19 protein-coding genes and 1 riboswitch are annotated in these 19,404 nt (G+C 72.7%); of the genes, 10 read left to right on the top strand and 9 right to left on the bottom strand.

Going from position 1 to position 19,404, the window contains the following annotated elements; all coding sequences use genetic code 11:
* Window positions 1-52: 52 nt before the first annotated feature.
* The 5 genes from AC07DI_RS23575 to AC07DI_RS23555 all read right to left on the bottom strand — a co-directional run bounded on the left by AC07DI_RS23575 (window position 53) and on the right by AC07DI_RS23555 (window position 4,794).
* Complete coding sequence (locus tag AC07DI_RS23575; RefSeq protein WP_478905983.1) at window positions 53-886, bottom strand: ABC transporter ATP-binding protein; 834 nt, start codon at window positions 884-886, stop codon at window positions 53-55.
* Window positions 883-1,986 (bottom strand): FecCD family ABC transporter permease, encoded by a 1,104-nt coding sequence (locus AC07DI_RS23570; RefSeq protein WP_478906024.1) that lies wholly within the window; start codon window positions 1,984-1,986, stop codon window positions 883-885. Before AC07DI_RS23570 ends, AC07DI_RS23575 begins: the two co-directional genes overlap by 4 nt.
* Before the next feature lie 77 nt (window positions 1,987-2,063).
* Window positions 2,064-3,128 carry an ABC transporter substrate-binding protein gene (locus AC07DI_RS23565; RefSeq protein WP_478905982.1) on the bottom strand — a complete coding sequence of 355 codons (1,065 nt, stop codon included), beginning with the start codon at window positions 3,126-3,128 and terminating at the stop codon, window positions 2,064-2,066.
* A 66-nt stretch (window positions 3,129-3,194) separates the two neighbouring features.
* A riboswitch (cobalamin riboswitch) is annotated at window positions 3,195-3,379 on the bottom strand.
* An 18-nt stretch (window positions 3,380-3,397) separates the two neighbouring features.
* Window positions 3,398-3,916, bottom strand: a complete 519-nt coding sequence (locus AC07DI_RS23560) for a VOC family protein (RefSeq protein WP_478905981.1) — start codon at window positions 3,914-3,916, stop codon at window positions 3,398-3,400.
* The gene (locus AC07DI_RS23555) at window positions 3,913-4,794 is read right to left on the bottom strand and encodes an AraC family transcriptional regulator (RefSeq protein WP_384257121.1); all 882 of its coding nucleotides are present in this window, start codon (window positions 4,792-4,794) and stop codon (window positions 3,913-3,915) included. Before AC07DI_RS23555 ends, AC07DI_RS23560 begins: the two co-directional genes overlap by 4 nt.
* A 233-nt stretch (window positions 4,795-5,027) precedes the next feature.
* Between AC07DI_RS23555 and AC07DI_RS23550 the strand changes: the two genes are divergently transcribed.
* Window positions 5,028-6,158 (top strand): HAD family hydrolase, encoded by a 1,131-nt coding sequence (locus AC07DI_RS23550; protein ID WP_384257119.1) that lies wholly within the window; start codon window positions 5,028-5,030, stop codon window positions 6,156-6,158.
* Here AC07DI_RS23550 and AC07DI_RS23545 read toward each other — a convergent pair.
* On the bottom strand, window positions 6,155-7,126 hold the full coding sequence (locus tag AC07DI_RS23545; protein ID WP_478905980.1) for an asparaginase: 972 nt from the start codon (window positions 7,124-7,126) through the stop codon (window positions 6,155-6,157). The genes AC07DI_RS23550 and AC07DI_RS23545 overlap by 4 nt on opposite strands.
* A gap of 59 nt (window positions 7,127-7,185) precedes the next feature.
* On the opposite strand from AC07DI_RS23545, the gene AC07DI_RS23540 reads away from it, so the two are divergent.
* Window positions 7,186-8,028: an alpha/beta hydrolase gene (locus AC07DI_RS23540; RefSeq protein WP_478905979.1), complete on the top strand. Its 843-nt coding sequence runs from the start codon at window positions 7,186-7,188 to the stop codon at window positions 8,026-8,028.
* Window positions 8,029-8,059: 31 nt separating this feature from the next.
* Here AC07DI_RS23540 and AC07DI_RS23535 read toward each other — a convergent pair whose 3' ends face one another.
* Both AC07DI_RS23535 and AC07DI_RS23530 read right to left on the bottom strand, forming a co-directional pair.
* Entirely contained in the window at window positions 8,060-9,091 is a 1,032-nt protein-coding gene (locus AC07DI_RS23535; protein WP_478905978.1) for an alpha/beta hydrolase family protein, read from the bottom strand.
* A 135-nt stretch (window positions 9,092-9,226) separates the two neighbouring features.
* On the bottom strand, window positions 9,227-9,535 hold the full coding sequence (locus tag AC07DI_RS23530) for a hypothetical protein (protein WP_478905977.1): 309 nt from the start codon (window positions 9,533-9,535) through the stop codon (window positions 9,227-9,229).
* A 168-nt stretch (window positions 9,536-9,703) separates the two neighbouring features.
* Between AC07DI_RS23530 and AC07DI_RS23525 the strand changes: the two genes are divergently transcribed.
* The 5 genes from AC07DI_RS23525 to AC07DI_RS23505 all read left to right on the top strand — a co-directional run bounded on the left by AC07DI_RS23525 (window position 9,704) and on the right by AC07DI_RS23505 (window position 13,492).
* On the top strand, window positions 9,704-10,072 hold the full coding sequence (locus tag AC07DI_RS23525; protein WP_384257107.1) for an arsenate reductase family protein: 369 nt from the start codon (window positions 9,704-9,706) through the stop codon (window positions 10,070-10,072).
* Window positions 10,073-10,145: 73 nt separating this feature from the next.
* Window positions 10,146-10,337, top strand: coding sequence for a hypothetical protein (locus tag AC07DI_RS23520; protein ID WP_478905976.1), 192 nt, complete (start codon window positions 10,146-10,148; stop codon window positions 10,335-10,337).
* Between the two features lie 148 nt (window positions 10,338-10,485).
* Window positions 10,486-11,514 (top strand): glutamine synthetase, encoded by a 1,029-nt coding sequence (glnII, locus tag AC07DI_RS23515; RefSeq protein ID WP_478905975.1) that lies wholly within the window; start codon window positions 10,486-10,488, stop codon window positions 11,512-11,514.
* Between the two features lie 323 nt (window positions 11,515-11,837).
* Window positions 11,838-12,416 carry a winged helix-turn-helix domain-containing protein gene (locus AC07DI_RS23510; protein ID WP_384257100.1) on the top strand — a complete coding sequence of 193 codons (579 nt, stop codon included), beginning with the start codon at window positions 11,838-11,840 and terminating at the stop codon, window positions 12,414-12,416.
* Window positions 12,417-12,499: 83 nt separating this feature from the next.
* Window positions 12,500-13,492: an NAD-dependent epimerase/dehydratase family protein gene (locus tag AC07DI_RS23505; protein WP_478905974.1), complete on the top strand. Its 993-nt coding sequence runs from the start codon at window positions 12,500-12,502 to the stop codon at window positions 13,490-13,492.
* Window positions 13,493-13,553: 61 nt separating this feature from the next.
* On the opposite strand, the gene AC07DI_RS23500 is transcribed toward AC07DI_RS23505, so the two are convergent.
* Window positions 13,554-15,746 carry an MMPL family transporter gene (locus AC07DI_RS23500; RefSeq protein WP_478905973.1) on the bottom strand — a complete coding sequence of 731 codons (2,193 nt, stop codon included), beginning with the start codon at window positions 15,744-15,746 and terminating at the stop codon, window positions 13,554-13,556.
* Window positions 15,747-15,996: 250 nt separating this feature from the next.
* On the opposite strand from AC07DI_RS23500, the gene AC07DI_RS23495 reads away from it, so the two are divergent.
* The 3 genes from AC07DI_RS23495 to AC07DI_RS23485 all read left to right on the top strand — a co-directional run bounded on the left by AC07DI_RS23495 (window position 15,997) and on the right by AC07DI_RS23485 (window position 19,363).
* Complete coding sequence (locus AC07DI_RS23495) at window positions 15,997-17,268, top strand: sensor histidine kinase (protein WP_478905972.1); 1,272 nt, start codon at window positions 15,997-15,999, stop codon at window positions 17,266-17,268.
* Entirely contained in the window at window positions 17,253-17,903 is a 651-nt protein-coding gene (locus AC07DI_RS23490; RefSeq protein WP_384257092.1) for a LuxR C-terminal-related transcriptional regulator, read from the top strand. The genes AC07DI_RS23495 and AC07DI_RS23490 overlap by 16 nt, the downstream gene beginning before the upstream one ends.
* A gap of 86 nt (window positions 17,904-17,989) precedes the next feature.
* Window positions 17,990-19,363, top strand: a complete 1,374-nt coding sequence (locus AC07DI_RS23485) for a DUF1996 domain-containing protein (RefSeq protein WP_478905971.1) — start codon at window positions 17,990-17,992, stop codon at window positions 19,361-19,363.
* Window positions 19,364-19,404: the final 41 nt, after the last annotated feature.

Raw genomic sequence — 19,404 nt, 5'->3', positions numbered from 1 at the left:
GGAACGTCCTGGCGAGGCCCGCCCCCCGCCCCACCCCCGGGCGTGCCCCGCCTCACCTGCGAAGGAAGCGCACCGAAGGCCGCCCTTCCGCGCCGCCGTCCGGCTCCCCCGGCGTCACCACCGCCCGCACCCCGTACACCTCGGCGATCAGCTCCTCGGTGATCACCTCGGCCGGCGGCCCGGCCGCGTACGCCGTGCCCTCCCGCAGGACGAGCAGGTGGTCGCAGAACATCGCCGCCAGGTTGAGGTCGTGCAGCGCGATCACGCTGGTGACCGGGAGCTCCGCCACCAGGGCGAGCAGGTCGAGCTGGTGCTGGATGTCGAGGTGGTTGGTGGGCTCGTCGAGGAGGAGTTCGCGGGGCTCCTGGGCGAGGGCGCGGGCGATCTGGACGCGCTGGCGCTCGCCGCCGGAGAGGGTGTGCCAGGCCTGGGCGGCGCGTTCGGTGAGTCCGGTGCGCGCCAGTGCGTCGCGCACGGCCCGCTCGTCGTGCGGCGTGGGCGCCGACCATGCGCGGCGGTGCGGGATGCGGCCGAGGCGTACGACATCGCGTACGGTCAACTCGACCTGCGTCGAGGCGTGTTGCTGGACCACGGCGACCCGGCGCGCCACCTCCCTGCGGCCCGTGTCGGCCAGCGTGCGGCCGTCCAGGGTGACGACGCCGGAGGCCGGGGCGAGGACGCCCGCGAGGATGCGCAGGAGCGTGGACTTGCCGGAGCCGTTGGGGCCGAGGAGGCCGACGGTGGCGCCGGTGGGCGGGGCGAGGCTGACGCCGTCGACGACGAGGCGGCCCCCCGCCTCCCGGCTCACCCGGTCCGCGCGCAGTCCCGGCGCGGCGTGGTCCGCGCGCAGCCCCGGGGCGTCCGGTGGGATCAGGCCGTACGTCATGTCACCCGCCGCGTCCGGTACAGCACCGCCACGAACGCCGGTACGCCGATGAGCGAGGTCACCACGCCGACCGGGACCTCCTGCGGGTCCAGGGCCGTGCGGGCGAGGGTGTCCACCCAGACCAGGAAGACCGCGCCGGCGAGCGCGGTGACGGGCAGCAGCCGGGCGTGGCCCGAGCCGACGAAGGCGCGGGCCGCGTGCGGCAGGACCAGCCCGACGAAGCCGATGGCGCCCGCCGAGCTGACCAGGGCCGCGGTCAGGAGCGCCGTCGTGCAGAGCAGGACGAGCCGGGTGCGGGCCACCCGGACGCCCAGCGCCGCCGCTGCCTCCTGGCCGAACGCGAACGCGTCGAGCGTGCGGGCGTGGCCGAGGCAGACGAGCAGCGCCACCGCGAGCACCCCGGCGCACAGCCACACGTCCGTCCAGCCGATTCCGCTGAGCGAGCCGAGGAGCCAGAACAGCACGCCGCGGGTGGTCTCGGCGTCGCCCGCCGTGAGGACGACGAACGAGGTCAGCGCGGAGAAGAGCTGCATGGCAGCGACGCCGGACAGCACGACCCGGTCCGTGGTGTCGCCCAGGGTGTGACTCAGGAGCAGCACCAGCGCGAACGAGCAGAGCGCCCCGGCGAACGCGCCCGCCGACACCGACACCGCTCCCCCGCCGACGCCGAGCACGACGACCGCGACCGCTCCGGTGGACGCGCCGGAGGACACCCCGAGCACGAAGGGGTCGGCGAGAGGGTTGCGGAGCAGCGACTGCATCACGGCGCCGCAGACCGCGAGGCCCGCGCCGCAGACCGCGGCGAGCAGCGTGCGCGGCATCCGCAGGTTCCAGACGATGCCGTCCCTGATCGGGGTGAGCGGGGTCTCGCCCCAGCCGAGGTGGGCGGCGACGGTCGACCATACGTCGGGCACGGAGATGTCGGCGGGGCCGATGGTGACGGCCACGGACACGGAGAGGACGAGCGCGGCGAGACCGGCCAGGCAGAGCAGGGCCAGGCGCAGGCCCCCGCGCAGGCCCGGGCGCGGGCCGTGCAGGGGTTCCGGGTGTACGGCGCCGGGTGCGGGCCCCTCCGTGCCGGTACCCGTGTCCGTACTGATGCCCGCGTCCGTGCCCGCGCCGGTACCGATCCCCCTTCCCGCGGCCGTACTCCCGCCCCCGCCCTCCGCCGCCTGCGTCACTTGCGGAGTCCGAACTTCCGCAGCGCGGCCGCGACCTGTTCGATGCCGTCGACCGTGCGGATCGTGGGGTTCATGGCCTGGCCGCTGAGCAGCACGTACCGCTTCTTCTTCACGGCGGTCAGGTTCTTCGTCGCCGGGTTCGTCTCCAGGAACCTGATCTTCGCCGCGGCGCTCTCCGCGGACTGGGACTTGCGCGTGAGGTCGCCGAGGACGATGGCGTCGGGGTCCCGGTCGGCGACGGTCTCCCAGTTGATCTGGGGCCACTCCTCACGGGTGTCGTCGAAGACGTTCTTGGCGCCGAGTTCGCGGGTGATGATGCCGGGGGCGCCGCAGCAGCCCGCCATGTACGGCGCGTCGGAGTTGGCGAACCAGTACATGAGGCGGGTGTCCGAGGCGGCGGCCTTGTCGATGTGCACGGTGGCCTTCGCGACCCGCCGCTTCAGTCCGGCGATCAGCTTCTCGCCGCGCTTCTCGACGTCGAAGACCTTCGCGAGGTCGCGGATCTCGGCGTAGACGCTGTCCATGGTGAGGGTCTTGACGCGCTTGCCGTCACCGTCGCCGTCGTCGTTGTCCTTGCCCGCGCAGTCGGTGGGCGAGACGTAGACGGGCACGCCTAGCTCGGTGAACTTCGTACGGTCGGCGACGCCGCCCTTGCCGACCGTGTAGAGGAAGGAGGCGCTGACGAAGTCCGGCTCCTTGGCGAGGACCTTCTCCAGCGACGGGTAGCGGTCGGCGAGCCGCTCCACCTTCGCGTTGTCCTTCGCCAGGTTCTTCAGGACCGGGTCGGTCCAGGTGCCGGTGCCGGCCATCCGGTCGGCGAGGCCGAGGGAGAGCAGGATCTCCGTGGACCCCTGGTCGAGGGAGACGGCCCGCCGGGGCGGCGCCTCGACCTTCGCCTCCTTGCCGCAGGAGGTGACCGTGACCGGATAGCCGTCGGCGCTCCCGCCCCCGGAGTGCGCGGCGTCGCGTGCGGAGCCGTCGCCGCACGCGGTGAGCGTGAGCAGACCGGCACAGAGGAGGGCGGCTGTACGGAGAGCGGCGGTACGGGCTGTCGAGGACACGTGATCCCTTGGGTCTCGCGGCTCATACGCGGAGCCTGGCCTGCGTCACGACCTCCGTCGCCCGGTGTGCGAGCGGAGGCGCCAGCAGGTCTTCGGACTCGGGATCGACCGGGCGGGGCGCCTTCCCGGGCGTCCGGAGACACCCAGTGGCCGTGGCCCCGCCCGTCCCCCTCACCGCTGCGCGTCAGTTCCGGATTCGCACCGGATTCCCTGGCCCAGGTGTGGGTTTGACTGGCTTGCGCAAGTTATCACGCACCTGTCACCCGCCCTCACGTGGTCGGTGCGGGCCTCGGCTCGCCTCGGTAGGTGCCGAACGACCAGCGGTTTCCCTCCGGGTCCTCGATGCCGAACTCGCGGCTGCCGTAGGGCTTGTCCTCGATCTCGGCGGTGATCTTCACGCCCGCCCCGGTGAGGCGCCGGTACAGGTCGTCCACCCGGGCCGTGACGACGTAGGCGCCCCCGGTGCCGGGTTTGCCGCAGGTGGCCGCGGCCTCCGGGTCGTACGAGCCGAGCATGATGCCGCCGCCCTCGGGCCAGTCGAGCTGGGCGTGGGCGACGCGGCCCCCGTCCTCGTACACGGCGGTGCGCAGGAAGCCGACGGTGTCGACGAGGAAGTCGATCAGCGCAGGGGCGTCCTGGGCCTGCACGCCCGGCCAGACGGCGGGAGGGGGTGTGGTGAGGCGGTCACCCTCGGCGGCACCCGGCGCGGGGTTCGGGGCCGGTGTGAGGTCCGGCTTCGGGGCCGACGTGACGTTCGGGTTCGAGCTCGGGTTCGGTGTGGTGTTCATGGCTTCGAGTCTTCGCCCGTACCGTGCGCCCCGGCTTGGATATTCCGGCACTCTTCGGCCAGCCAGCGGGTGGGACTCACTCCGGTGTACTGCCGGAAGTCACGGACGAGGTGGGAGTGGTCGTAGTAGCCGGTGCCGGCCGCGACCCGGGCGAGGTCCGGGGGTCCGCCCGCCGCGACGGCGCGGGTCACGACGGCCTTGGCGTGCTGGAAGCGCATCAGGCGTGCGGCCTGCTTCGGGCTCAGGCCCGTCTCGGCGCGGAACAGCGCGGTCAGCCTGCGTTCGCTCAGCGCGACGTGCCGGGACAGGCCGCCCAGGGTGCCCGCGCCGCGGTGCCGGGCCAGCCACGCCCAGGCCTCGGCGACCTCCGGGCGTACGGCTCCCATGGGGCGGTCGACGCAGGCGAGTCGCCGCAGGTACGCGGAGAGGTGGGCGAAACGGTCCGTCCAGTCGTCCAGCTCGCACAGCCGCTCGCGGACGTCGGCCGCGTGGTCGCCGAGCACGTCGGTGCCGCCGATGACCAGCTGACCGGTGAGTTCGGCGGCGGGCAGGCCGAGGAGCGCGCGGGCCGCGAGGGGATGCACGGCGAGCTGGATGCCCGCCTCGTGCTCGGGCTGGACGACGTACGCGGGGCTCTGGTGCAGGCCGCCCACCACGATGTCGGTGCGCGCCGCGTCCGGTCCCGTCGCCCGGCCTGGGGAGTCGCCGGTGGTGATGGGCCCGTCGAGGGAGAAGATCACCGTCAGATACGGCGAGGGCAGGCCGCGGTGCAGGGCGGGGCGCTGTCCCGCGGTGCGGTAGCCGACCGCGGAGACGACCATGCCGTCGAGCGGGCCGTCGAGCCTCGGCACGGCCCGGACGAACTCACGGGAGCCCATGGGAACCAGTATGCGCGGTGGACCGGGCGGGTCGCGGCAGCTCCTGAAGGTTCCGGCAGCTCCGGGCGCCGTGCGGTCACGGCGCCCCCTCCCACTACCCCCCGTTCACCTTCCCCATGCCCCCGCTTCACGGTGACTTCGATCATGGGCAATGACCGCCGTGCCCCATAGCATTGCGCGCCGCTCCGGACGGGGCCGCGCATCGCTTCCAGGAACGGCAGGGACGTCACACCATGGCAGTACGGGCAAAGAGCAAGCTGGCCCTCATCGGCACCACGGGCGCGCTGGCCGCCGCCGTCCTCGCGGGCGGCGCGCTGTGGCCGACGGACGAGGCGAGCGCCGCCGGCACCTCCGCGGCCACCGCCCGTGAGCTGTCGCACTGGCCGAAGCCCGTCGCGAAGCAGCTCGGCGAGGTCATCGCGGAGAACGGCCACAAGGGCGCGTACGCGGTCTTCGACGCGGACAACACCACGTACCGCAACGACCTGGAGGAGTCCCTCCTCCCCTTCCTGGAGATGAAGGGCGTCCTGACTCGCGAGACCATGGACCCGTCCCTGAAGACCATCCCCTTCAAGGACACGGCCACGCACAAGGAGAGCCTCTACAGCTACTACAACCGGCTGTGCGAGGTGGACGACCAGGTCTGCTACCCGTGGGCCGCGCAGATCTTCTCCGGCTTCACGCTGAAGGAGCTCAAGGGGTACGTCGACGAGCTCCTGGCGTACAAGAAGCCGATCCCCGCCGAGTACTTCGAGGACGGGAAACCGACGAAGACCGAGGTGAAGCCGCCGGAGTTCTCGCGGGGCATGCGGCAGCTCTACAGGACGCTGCGCCACCACGGCATCGACGTGTACGTGGTGAGCGCGGCCAGTGAGGACCTGGTGCGCATGGTCCTCGCCGACCCCAAGTACGGCTACGGCGTGAAGCCGCAGAACGTCATCGGCGTCGCCCAGCAGCTCAAGGACCGCAGGACCGGTGACGTCACCAGCTCCCGCAAGGAGATCGCCGAGGGCCGCTTCGGCGGGAAGGACCGCGCGAAGCTCGCGAAGCGCGAGCTGACGCCGCACCTGTGGGCGCCGCTGACCTGGTACGAGGGCAAGCCCGCCGCGATCAACACCTACATCGACGAGTGGAAGAAGCCGATCCTCGCCGCCGGTGACACCCCGGTGAGCGACGGCCCGATGCTGTTCCACTCCGCCGACGTGGACCACGGCGGCGTGCGGGTCTGGGTCAACCGCAAGGACTCGTACATGAAGCAGCTCGACGGGATGAAGAAGAAGAACGCCGCGCGGCAGCGCGAGCTCGGCCAGAAGGTGACCGCCGACAAGCGGTGGCTGACGGTCACCCCGGACCAGATCGGCTAGGCGGTCAACTCGCGGAAGGCGTCGGTCACTTGTGCCCGGCCGGCGCCGTCCGCCAGCAGGGCGTGCAGCAGGAGCCTGGCCTTCGGGGCGTCCAGCGGGCCCGCGGGGAGCAGGCCGCGCCCGAGCATGTCGTACTCGGAGCCCGGGCCCTTGTACGTCTCGCTGAGCAGCGGGCCCGCGCCCGTGCGGGAGGCGAGGACGACCGGGATGCGGGTGGCGAGCGCGGTCAGGGGTTCGACGAGCCAGGTGGGGACGTGGCCTGCGCCGAAGGCCGCCACGACCAGGCCGTCGAAGCGGGCATCGACGGCTTCGAGGAGTTCGCCGCGGTCGCCGAGGGCGAGCGTGACCAGGGCGACGTTGGCGTTGCCGCGCAGGCTCAGGGGGCGGGCGACGGTGGGCCCTGCCGGGCGGAGCAGGACGCGGGGCCTGCCCTCGACGACCCTGCCGAGCGGGCCCGCGCCCGGTGACGCGAAGGTCGCGACGGACGTGGTGTGGGTCTTGCGGACGTGCCGCGCCGCGTGGATCTCGTCCGCGAGGACCGCGACGACGCCGAGCCCCGCGCAGGCGGGGTCCGCGGCGACGGCGACCGCGGCGGCCAGGTTCGCCGGGCCGTCGGCGCCCGGCAGGTCCGGACGGCGCATCGCACCGGTGACCACGACGGGGGTGCGGGGCGCGCAGGCGAGGTCGAGGAGGAAGGCGGTCTCCTCCAGGGTGTCGGTGCCCTGGACCACGACGACGCCGTGCCCCGCGGCCGTCGCCTCGTCGACCCGCTCGGCGAGGGCGGCCACGTCCGCCACGGTCAGGGAGGAGCTGGGCAGCCTGCGCACGTCATGGACGGTCACCTCGACGCCGGGCGGAACCGCGCCGGTGGCCGCGATGACCTCGGCACCGGACAGCCGGGACGAACCGCCGCCGCCCTGTGCGGAGATGGTGCCGCCGAGGGTGAATACGGACAAGGTCGTCGCCATATGCCTCATCTTTCCGTTACGCGCCCCACAACTCGGGGGTTGGCCCGAGGATAGGCGGCATGACTCATGACTCCCTCGCCACGCCCGCCACCGAACCCACACCGTCCACAGAACCCACGCCCGCCCCTCCCGTGTCCGCCTTCCCCCCGTCCGACTTCCCCTCGTCCGACTTCTCCCCGTCCGGCTTCCCCTCGTCCGACTTCTCCTTCGCCTGCGACGGCGAGATACTCAGCTGCTCGGAGGTGGTGCCCGGCGCCGCACGGAACCCCGCCGTCACCGTCGTCCTCCTGCACGGCGCGGGCGCCGGCAGCAAGGTGCGACTGTCCGGTCTGCAGGACGACTTCGCGGCGCGCGGCTGCCGGGCGCTCGTGCTCGACTTCTCCGGGCACGGCGAAAGCACCGGCCGCCTGGGGGAGTTGAGCCTGCGGCGGCGGTTCGCACAGGCGGCCGCGGTGGTCGAGGAGCGGGTGCCCGGCTCCGACGAGCTGGTGTTCGTCGGGTTCAGCATGAGCGGGCAGACCGTGGCGGACCTGGTGGCGCACTTCGGCGCGCGGGTCACGGGCATCGGCCTGTGCGCGCCCGCCGTGTACGCGACGGCGGCCTGGCCGCTCCCCTTCGGCGACGGCGACGGCCCCTTTACGGAGATCCTCCGTACGCCGGGCCGCTGGCGCGAGTCCGCCGCACTCGATGTCTACCGGGACTTTCCCGGCCGGGCGGTGCTCGTGGTGCCCGGCACCGACGCGGTGATACCGCCCGAGGTGACGGTGGCCGTCGGCGCGGCGCTCAGCACGCGGGCGCGGTACACGCGACTCGAACTGCCGGGCGCGGACCACGCGTTGGGAGCGTGGCTCAGGGACCGTCCGGAGGACCGGCGACGGCTGGTGGACGCGCTGGTCGGGTGACGCGGCCCGGCCGGGTCGCACGGCGCTCGGGTCAGCGGTCGGTGGCCGCCGCCGTCGCCGTCGCGCCGGACGTCTCCTCGTCGGTCGTCCACGCCGCCACCCGCTTGGCGAGCGAGCCGCCCGCGCGGGTCCAGGTGAAGTGGTCGAGGCGGCGGCCCGCCTCCTGCGTCGTGCAGTGACGGCGGGTGAGCCTGGCCCGCGGGACCTTGCCGAGCAGGTGGTCGAGGGCGGCGGCGGGGGCGTAGGTGTCCTGGTCGACGGAGATCGCGAGCACGGGCAGGTCGAGGCCCGCGAGCGCCGCTTCGTAGTCGAGGGACGAGCCCTTGGCGCTGTAGCGGCCGGTCCGCACCTGCCGCGCCCAGTCGCGCATGACACCCTTGGGCTGATCCCCGCCGAAGCCGAGCCGGGCACCGGGCCAGCAGCCGAGCACGCTCGACGTGACGGTGATCAGAAGCTGGAACAGGAGCAGGCCGGGGCCGCGGACCGGCCCGAACGCACGGAACCAGACGGAGCCGGTCGCGACGACAGCGACGCCGTCCACCCGGGAGTCGCCCAGGCCGCCGGAGCGGCCGGGGGCGCGGGAATCGCCGGGGCCACCAGGGCCACGCCCCGCCACGGCCGCGTAGATCAGCCCCAGTTGGCCCCCGAGGCTGTGGCCCAGGAGGTACAGGGGTGGTTCCGGGCCGAGGTCGTCGCGGACTGTGGCCACGACCGCGGGGAGGTCCTCCTCGACGATCGCCCGGTAGCCGTGGCCGAGCCGCCCGGGACCCGTGCGGCCGCGGGTCGCCGCCTCGCCCTGGCCGCGCAGGTCGACCGTGAGCACCGTCAGGCCCTCGTCGTGCAGTTGGCGGGCGAAGCGGCGGTAGTGACGCGCCGCGGTGCCCATCGCGGGCAGGATGAGCACCGCGGGGGCCGGGGGCGGGCCCGGCGCCGGACCCGAGCCGGACGGAAGGAAGCGTTCCGGTGCGGGGGCGCGCAGGCCCCGCACGGGGAGACGGGTGCCGTCGGGGAGTTCCGCGGTCATCAGGAGCGGCAGGTCGCCGACGGGGTCCGGCTGGGTCATGGGCCCAGCATGTCCCATCGCACACGTGAGCGCACAGGGGCGCGCGTAAACGGGGGCCGGGGCCCGGAGCGGCCAACTGCCGTCCCGGGCCCCGGACTTGATCAGCCGCCGCTCCGCGTCAGCGACTGCCCCGCGTCAGCGGCTGTACCGCATCAGCGCCCGCACCATGTGGCAGGTGATGTCGGACGGCGGATGGATGCCGACATCCTCGGCCATGCGCCGTATCGTGCTGTTCTTCGCGTGGTCCGGCAGGTAGACGCCGGAGTCGAGCAGGGCGATGGCCAGGCGCATCGCCTTGAGACGGCGGTTGTGGTTGACATACCACTCGCGGGGCCGCCCGGCGGGCAGCGCCTTCTTCGCCGGCGGTACGTACGGCAGGTCGATCAGTACGGGCTTCGGTACGGTCTTGGACACACGCTTCGATGTGAGTGCGGCAGCGGGCACACGCATCCTCCTGTCGCGGTCAGGACCCCCCGTCGGGCGCCCTCGAACACTACTGTGATTCTACTGCGAGGCACTGACAATCGCCGCTGGCCAGAAGGGCTTTGGGCTATTCGAACAGACGCGACGCCGAACGCCCGGAACGGGTGGGGCGCGGGGTAGCGTGCGGGCATGGAGATCTGGATCAACCCCGCCTGCTCGAAGTGCCGCAGCGCCCTCACCCTGCTCGACGCGGAGGGCGCCGACTACACCGTCCGCCGCTACCTCGACGACGTGCCGACCGAGGACGAGATCCGCGCCGTGCTCGACCGCCTCGGCCTCGAACCCTGGGACATCACCAGGACCAAGGAGCCGGAGGCCAAGGAGCTGAACCTCGCGGACCACGAGGCCTGGCCCCGCGACGCCTCGGCCCGCGACCGCTGGATCAAGGCCCTCTCCGACCACCCGAAGCTGATCCAGCGCCCCATCATCACGGCCGACGACGGCACGGCGGTGGTGGGCCGCACGGAGGAGGCGGTGCGGGACGCGCTGTCGCGCTGAGAGCCCGTCGCCCAGCCCCGCCCGCGCCCCGACGCCCGGCACGCACCCTCGGCTCGTCGCCTGCTGGCCGACGGTGCTCCTCCTCGTGCTCGCGGGCACCTTCGGCTGGCCCGAGGCCCCGGTCACCTACAGCGGCCTGCTCCTCGCCTGGGGCGCCTTCGCCGCGCTGCGGGCCGGCTACCGGCGCCGCTCGGCCGTCCTGATCGGCGGCGCCGACGCGGCGATCGGGCTCGCGACAGCGGCCGCCAACGCGGTCATCAAGTGACGTCGGCCACTCCCGATTCAGGTAACACGGGGTTCACACAGGAGCAACGGCCGGGAAATCGCCGGTTGCCAGGCTGCCGCACATCACCACGGCACCGCAGCACCCGCACGTTCTGCGCCGTACCGAGCGTTTAGAGGATGAGGCACCCGTGACCTTCAAGGCCGAGTACATCTGGATCGACGGCACCGCCCCGACCGCCAAGCTCCGTTCCAAGACGAAGATCCTCGCGGACGACGCGAAGGGTGCCGAGCTGCCGCTGTGGGGCTTCGACGGATCCAGCACGAACCAGGCCAAGGGTCACGCCTCCGACCGCGTGCTCAAGCCGGTCTTCACCTGCCCGGACCCGATCCGCGGCGGTGCGGACGTACTCGTCCTGTGCGAGGTCCTCAACACGGACATGACGCCGCACGAGTCCAACACCCGCGCCGAACTGGCCGAGGTGGCCGCCCGCTTCGCCGCGCAGGAGCCGATCTTCGGCATCGAGCAGGAGTACACCTTCTTCGAGGGCGACCGGCCGCTCGGCTTCCCCGTCGGCGGCTTCCCCGCCGCGCAGGGCGGCTACTACTGCGGCGTCGGCTCGGACGAGATCTTCGGCCGTGACGTCGTCGAGGCGCACCTGGAGAACTGCCTCAAGGCGGGTCTCGGCATCTCCGGCATCAACGCCGAGGTCATGCCCGGGCAGTGGGAGTTCCAGGTCGGCCCGCTGGCCCCGCTGGAGGTCTCCGACCAGCTGTGGATCGCCCGCTGGCTGCTCTACCGCACCGCCGAGGACTTCAAGGTCTCCGCCACGCTCGACCCCAAGCCGGTCAAGGGCGACTGGAACGGCGCGGGCGCGCACACCAACTTCTCCACCAGGGCGATGCGCCAGGGCTACGCCCCGATCATCACCGCCTGCGAGGCACTCGGTGAGGGCTCGAAGCCGCTGGACCACGTCAAGAACTACGGCGCTGGCATCGACGACCGCCTGACCGGCCTGCACGAGACCGCCCCCTGGGACGAGTACAAGTACGGCGTCTCCGACCGCGGCGCCTCGGTCCGCATCCCGTGGCAGGTCGAGGTGGAGCAGAAGGGCTACATCGAGGACCGCCGCCCGAACGCCAACGTCGACCCGTACGTCGTGACGCGGCTGCTCGTCGACACCTGCTGCACGGCCCTGGAGAAGGCCGGCCAGGTCTGATCCCCCGCCCGGAATCCGACGGCTAAGGGTGCGTTCACCGGCACCGGTGAACGCACCCTTAGCTGTCCCGACCTCCGCTCATCTGATTCAATGGAGCCATGGGCAGCCACCGGAACACCTCGACGGGTCGTCATGACCTCGAGCCCTTCTGGCCCTCCCGGCAGCATCACGACTTCGACCGGGTGTGTTGCCGCGCGATGAACGCGCGGGCCCTGTAAAGCCGTTGCACCCGGCCTGATGCCGCCGCAACCGGCCTTCGCCTGACGCGCACGACGTACGTCTCGTTCTCGACGACTCCTTCGCGCGAAAGAGCTGACTCCACCATGGCGAACTCCCGTTCCTTCCCCGCCCCCGCCGCGCCCGCCACCCGCACGGTGCCCGGACCCACCGCCCGCGGCCGTCTGCGGGCCGTCGCCCCCGACGAGGTGGCGCAGATCCCCGACTTCCTGCCGCCGGGCGCCACCTGGCTGCCCGCGCCGCAGCACACCCTGCCGACCCTGCCGGGGCAGCCGCCGATGGTCGGCTACCTCGTCCTCGTACCGGCGGGCCAGGAGCCGGTCACCGCGGATCCCGCGCCGCCCGGGACCCGCCCCGCCCCCGCTCCCGCCGCGGGACCCGTCACCATCGACACCGGGCAGCGCGCCGCCGAGGTCGACGGCCGCCCCCTCGACCTCACGTACCTGGAGTTCGAGCTGCTCGCGCACCTCGTCGCGCACCCCCACCGGGTGCACACCCGCGACCAGTTGGTGACGACGGTGTGGGGGTACGGGCACGTGGGCGACGGCCGGACCGTCGACGTCCACATCGCCCGGCTGCGGCGCAAGCTCGGCGCCGAGCACCGCAGGACGATCCAGACGGTGCGCCGGGTCGGCTACAAGTACGCGCCGCCCACACTTCGCTGACCTGGGATGTCGCATGGGTCCGGGCTCTGCTGCGAGCAGAATCCGGTTCCCCCGGCGCGGGTCGTCCGGGCAGAGTCGCCCTCATGAGACTTCTGATGCTGGGCGGAACCGAGTTCGTGGGACGCGCCGTCACCGAGGCGGCCCTCGCCCGGGGCTGGGAGGTGACCGTCTTCCACCGCGGCCACCACGCGGCGCCCGAGGGGGCCCGTGCCGTGCACGGCGACCGCACGGCCGACGGCGGCCTCTCGGCGCTCGCCGAGGGCGAGTGGGACGTGGTGGTCGACACCTGGTCGGCGGCGCCGCGGGTGGTGCGGGAGTCGGCGAGGCTGCTCGCGGGGCGGGCCGGGCGGTACGTCTACGTCTCCAGCAGCTCCGTCTACGCGTACCCCGGCGCGGCCGGCTCCGACGAGGGCTTCCCCGTGGTGGACGGCGATCCGGACGCGGAGGCCACGGCGTACGCGCAGGACAAGCGGGGCGGCGAGCTTGCGGCGCTCGACGGGTTCGGGGCCGGGCGTACGGTGCTCGCGCGGGCCGGGCTGATCCTCGGCCCGTACGAGAACATCGGGCGGCTGCCGTGGTGGCTGAACCGCGTCGCGCGGGGCGGCCCCGTACTCGCCCCGGGCCCCCGCGACCTGCACATCCAGTACATCGATGTGCGGGACCTCGCCGAGTGGATCCTCGACGCGGGCGCTGCGGGGCTGCACGGGGCGTACAACCTGGTCAGCCCGATGGGGCGGACCACGATGGGCGAACTGCTCGACGCGTGCCTCGAGGTGGCGGGCGCCCCGGACGCGTCGCTGCGGTGGACGGATCCTCAGGTGGTGCTCGGCGCGGGCATCGAGCAGTGGATGGAGCTGCCGGTGTGGCTGGCCCCGGGCGAGCTGCACGACACGATGCACCGGACGTCCTCGGAGAAGGCGATCGCCGCGGGGCTCAGGTCGAGGCCGGTGGCCGAGACGGTGCGCGACACGTGGGAGTGGCTGCGGTCCATCGGCGGGAGCGCGCCGCAGCGGCCGGACCGCCCGGTCGTCGGGCTCGCCCCCGAGAAGGAGGCGAAGGCCCTGGGCCTGGCGTGACGTGCCGCGGCCCCGGCGCGGGGACTCCGCGCCGGGGCCGCGGCCTTTCGGCCGGGTCCGCTCAACGGCCGCTCGGGACGGCGGCGTCGGGCCGCCCGGTCCGCCCCTGGTCCGCGGGGGTGTCCTCCGCGTCGTGCGAGATCCGCGGGAGCCACCCGAGGCAGCGCGGCGTGTGCCAGTTGCGCTCGCCGAGGAGGGTCATCAGGGAGGGCAGCAGGATCATGCGGACCACCGTGGCGTCCAGGAGGACCGCCACGCCCAGGCCCACGCCCATCTGCTGCATGTCCTGCATGGACAGCGTGCCGAAGACCGCGAAGACCGCCACCATGATCACGGCCGCGCCGGTGACCGCGCCCGCCGTGCGCGTGATGCCCTCACGGATCGCCGAGCGGTTGTCCAGGCCGCGGTCGCGGAACTCGCGGATCCGGGAGACCACGAACACGTGGTAGTCCATGGAGAGCCCGAAGAGGACGACCAGGACGAACAGCGGCATCCAGTTCTCGATCGCGCCGGCCTTCTCCGAGCCGATCAGCTCCGCGCCCCAGCCGTGCTGGAAGACGGCGGTCATGACGCCGTAGGCGGCGCCCACCGACAGCAGGTTCAGCGCGATCGACGTCACCGCGATCACCACCGAGCGGAAGCTGACGAGCATCAGCAGGAAGGTGACCGCGGCGATGAAGACGAAGACCGGCAGGATGCCCTTGCCGAGCTGGTCGCTGAAGTCCTGGGACGAGGCCAGGTCGCCGCCCACGTAGGCCTCGGCGTCCACCCCGTCGAACGCCGCGGGGACCGTGTCGTCCCGCAGGTCGTGCAGTGCCTTCTTCGCCTCGGCGTCCGTGCCGTCGCCGGGCAGCGGGACCGCGACCTCGGCGACGTCGGCCGCCCGGTGGACGGTGAGTTCGGCGCCGTCGCCCGCCTCGCGGGTCAGTGAGGCGAGGGCGGCCCGCACCGGGGCGGAGTCGATGTCGTCGGCCTTCACGACCACCCGGGCGGGGGCGGGTCCGCCGGGGAACTTCGCGGTGATCTCCCGGTACGAGACGGAGAGCGGGGCGTCGGAGCCGAACTGCTTCTCCAGGCCGAGCTGTTCAGTTTTCATGCCGAGCGCGGGCGCGGCGAGGGCGAGCAGCAGGACGGCGGCGCCGGCGGCGAAGAACTTCGGGCGGGCCAGGACGGGCTTGAGGACGGTGCCCGCGATGCCGCCGCCGGCGTGCACGCCGTTCTTGGCGCGGCGGTTCAGGAACGGGATGCGGCCCGCGTCGATCCGGTCGCCGAGCCAGGAGAGCAGCGCGGGCAGCACCGTGACCGAGCCGAGCATCGCCACGCAGACCACCAGGATCGTGGCGACGGCGAAGCCCTTGAAGAGCAGCAGGCCGGACAGGAACATGCCCGCCATCGCGACCATCACCGTCAGACCCGAGACGAGGACGGCGCGTCCGCTGGTGGCCGCGGCGATCCGCAGCGCCGTCTCCGCGTCCCTGCCCGCGGCCCGCTCGTCGCGTTCGCGGCGCAGGTAGAACAGGCAGTAGTCGACGCCGACCGCGAGGCCCATCAGGAACATCACGGAGTACGTCGTCTCGAAGAGGTGCACCTGATGGCTGGCCAGCGAGAGCAGTCCGAAGGCGCCCAGGCACGCGGTGAGGGCGAGGCCCACGGGGAGCAGCGCGGCGACCACGGCGCCGAAGGCGACCAGGAGGATGCCGAGCGCCAGCGGCACCGCGGTGAACTCGGCCTTCTTGAAGTCGTCGGCGAGCAGGTCGGACAGCGCCTTCGCGGAGCTCGCGTCGCCGAACTGGTGAACGGTGACACCGTGCGCCGCGCCCTCCTTCCCCGCCTTCGCCACGGCGTCGAGCACCGGCTGGACGCGGTCGGCGGCGTCCTTCGACGCACCCTTGATCTCGAAGCGCAGCAGCGCGTCCTTGCCGTCCTCGGCGGGCAGCGGCGCCTGGACGCCCCGTACGTCACCCGTCGCGGTCAGCGCCTTCGACAGGTCGGCCGCCGCGTCCCGCCAGCCCCCGGCGGTCCGCGCGCTGACCATGACGAGCTCGCCCGCGGGCTCGTCGATGTCCGCGTCCTTCAGGATTTTGGCGGCCCTGGCCGAGTCGCCGACGTCCATCTCGTCGTCGGAGGCGGTGACCATGCCGGAGCCCCCGCCGATGACCGTGGCAAGGACCACGAAGACCAGCCAGCCGAGGACGGCCGCCTTCCGGTGGTGTGCGCTCCACACACCGAGTCGTGCCGCGAGGTTCCGCCTCATGGCGATCCGCCCCCATCAAGTCTGCGTATGCGTCGGATAAGACGTGACTCACGCTAGGAATCGGGGAGCGGACGTCCCAGCCGCCGAGGCCCCCTGTCGCCGGAGCGCAGGGCGAGTGCGTGGGGTGTCGTCAGGTACACCCATGCCCGGGTGCGGAGCCCAATGCCCCGCGCCCGCGCCACCAGCGAGAATGGGGGGCGTGCCGGTCGCGGGCAGCGGACGGACGACACATCGAGAGGGGCTCAAGGTCATGACGAGGCTACGGAACGCATGGGTTGCCGGGGCGCGGGGGCTGTACCTGGCGATCGCCTCGCTCGCGGGCTCGATCACCCTCTTCGTCCTGTCGGTGCTGTCGATCGCCTTCATCCTGCTCGGCGTCGGCGTGTTCACCACGCCGGTCGTGCTGAGCGCTCTCCGGCACTGGGCGACGCTGCGGCGCGACCAGGCCGGCCGGTGGGCGGGCGTGACGATCCCGGTCCCCTACCGCGCCTTCCCCGCCGACCTGCGCTCGGGCGTCACGGGGCAGGTGGAGCGCTGCTCCCTGATGCTCAAGGACCCGGCGACCTGGCGCGATCTGCAGTGGCTGCTCGTCGACATGATCGGCGGCCTGGTGTCCGCGATCTTCGCGCCCGCGCTGCTGCTGTACTGGCTCTACGGCTGGGTGCTCGCCCTCGGCGTGTGGAAGCCGATCCACGACGCGGGCGGCGGCGAGTGGTACGGCTTCATCCACGTCACGTCGCAGTCCACGGCCAACCAGGCCGCCGCGCTCGGCACCGCCCTCCTGGTGCTCGGCGTGTTCGTCAACCCCTCCCTCATCCGCGGCCACTTCCTCCTCGCCCGTACGCTCCTCGCGCCCACCACGAGCATGCGCGAGCGCGAACTGGCGCTGCGCGTGGACCGGTTGACCGAGACGCGGCACGACGCCGTGGACAACTCCGCCGCCGAGCTGCGCCGCATCGAGCGCGACCTGCACGACGGCGCGCAGGCCCGCCTCGTCGCCATGGGCATGGACCTCGGCACCATCGAGGCACTGGTCGACGCGGACCCGGCCAAGGCCAAGGAGCTGCTGGCCAAGGCCCGGCAGAGCTCCGGCGAAGCACTGACCGAGCTGCGCGACCTGGTCCGCGGCATCCACCCGCCGGTCCTCGCCGAACGCGGCCTCGGCGACGCGGTGAAGGCCCTCGCCCTGCGCCTTCCGGTCACCACCGAGGTCGACGTGGAGCTGGCGGGGCGCGCCGGGGAATCGGTCGAGTCGGCCGCGTACTTCGCGGTCAGCGAGACCCTCACCAACGCGATCAAGCACTCGGGCGCCGACCGGATCTGGGTGGACATGCACCACGCCGACGGCATGCTGCGCATAGCCGTCACCGACAACGGCAAGGGCGGCGCCTCCCTGGGGGCGGGCACCGGGCTGAGCGGTGTCGAGACGCGACTCGGTACATTCGACGGCGTACTGGCCGTCAGCAGCCCCGCGGGCGGTCCGACCATGGTGACCATGGAGATCCCTTGCGAGTTGTCCTAGCCGAAGACCTCTTCCTGCTGCGCGACGGCCTGGTGCGGATGCTGGAGGCGTTCGACTTCGAGATCGCGGCGGCCGTGGAGAGCGGGCCCGAACTGAGCAAGGCCCTCGCCGAGTTGCAGCCGGACGTCGCCGTGGTCGACGTCCGGCTCCCGCCGTCCCACACGGACGAGGGCCTGCAGTGCGCGCTCGCCGCCCGCAGGGCCCGGCCGGGGCTGCCCGTCCTCGTCCTCTCCCAGCACGTGGAGCAGTTGTACGCGCGCGAGCTGCTGGCCGACGGGAACGGCGGCGTCGGCTACCTCCTCAAGGACCGTGTCTTCGACGCCGCGCAGTTCATCGACGCCGTACGCAGGGTCGCGGCCGGCGGCACCGCGATGGACCCGCAGGTGATCCAGCAGCTCCTCTCGCGGCGCTCCGCCGACGAGCCGCTCGGCGCGCTCACCCCGCGCGAGCGCGAGGTCCTCGAACTCATGGCGCAGGGCCGGTCGAACGCGGCCATCGCCGCGCAGCTCGTCGTCACCGAGCGGGCCATCGCCAAGCACACGTCCAACATCTTCGCGAAGCTGGACCTCGCGGTCTCCGACGACGACAACCGGCGCGTGCTCGCGGTCATCGCCTACCTGGACCAGGGGCGCTGAACGCGCCGGGCCGCTGATGCGTATGTAGCCCCATGGGACGCAACAAGGGACGCACCTCACGAAAACGATCAAAGTTCACGCGGCGCATGGTCGCCGCGTCCGCGGCGCTGCTGCTCGGCGGCGGCGGGCTCGTCGCCGTGAACGTCTACGCGAACGCCGGGGAGGGCACGGACAAGACGCCCGCGCGGAACGCCGCGCAGCAGGTCTCCACCATCAGCTGTCCGGACGTGGGCAACCAGCTGCCCGAGGTGCCGGAGGCGGCACGCGGTGAGGTCGACCGCCGGCTGGCCGAGCTCGACACGCAGATCACCTCGGCCTACGACCGGTTCGGTCAGGTCCAGGACAAGGAATCGGTGCTGCCGCCGCTGGAGGAGCAGCGGCGGGGGACGCTCGGCCGGATCGGTGACGCGATGGACCGGGCGGGTGAGCGGCCTGACGGCATCGACGGCCTGGCGCCGTGCACCCTGCGCGCCGACGACCAGCAGTCCGGACAGGGGCAGGGGCAGCAGCCCGGACAGGGCCAGGGGCAGGAGCAGGGGCAGGAGCAGGGACAGGAGCAGGGGCGCAGCGGCAACGGCCCCGGGGCCGGTGACTTCGTCCCGATCAGGTCCGTCCGGCCCAACGTCGACCGCCCCCGCGACGGCCGGGGCGCCTCGCGCGGCACCTTCACCACGAACTGCGGCCGGAACGCGAACGGCAAGTTCAACCCGGACAACGTCATCGTCGCGCCCGGTGTGAGCAACGGCGCGCACCACATGCACGACTACGTGGGCAACCAGGCCACGGACGCCTTCTCCGGCGACGACGACCTCGCGCAGGGCCGCACCAGCTGCCGCAACCAGGGCGACAGGTCGACGTACTACTGGCCCGTCCTCAGGCTGCGGAACGGCAAGGACGAGAACGACGCGGGGGCCGACGGCGGCGGCAAGGACCAGAACGTCGGTGAGATCCAGACCCCCGCCTCGGTCACGCTGAAGTTCGCCGGGAACCCGGTGAGCAAGGTCGTGGCGATGCCGCGCTTCCTGCGCGTCATCACCGGGGACGCCAAGGCCTTCACCAACGGCGACGCCAACGCCAACGCCTCGTGGAGCTGCACCGGATTCGAGAACCGGCAGCTGAAGGACAAGTACCCGATCTGCCCGGCGGGCAGCAAGGTCGTACGGACGTTCACCTTCCAGAGCTGCTGGGACGGCAAGAACACCGACAGCGCCAACCACCGCACCCATGTCGCCTTCGCGGACCCGCGCACCGGCGCCTGCCCGCAGGGCTTCCGCGCCATCCCGCAGCTCGTGCAGCGCATCGTGTACGACGTGCCGCCGGGCCCCGGCTTCGCCGTCGACTCGTTCCCCGAACAGCTGCACAAACCCGTCACCGACCACGGCGACTTCATCAACGTGTTCGACGAGCGCCTGATGCGGCGCGTCGCGCGGTGCGTGAACGCAGGACAGCGCTGCAGCTGAGCGCCTGCTGCACCTGACCGCGCACCTGGCCCTGCGACCGT

This window comes from Streptomyces sp. NPDC044106 (assembly GCF_056433985.1).
The sequence above is the reverse complement of the archived record's forward strand: the minus strand, read 5'-3'. Positions and strand labels throughout refer to the sequence as shown.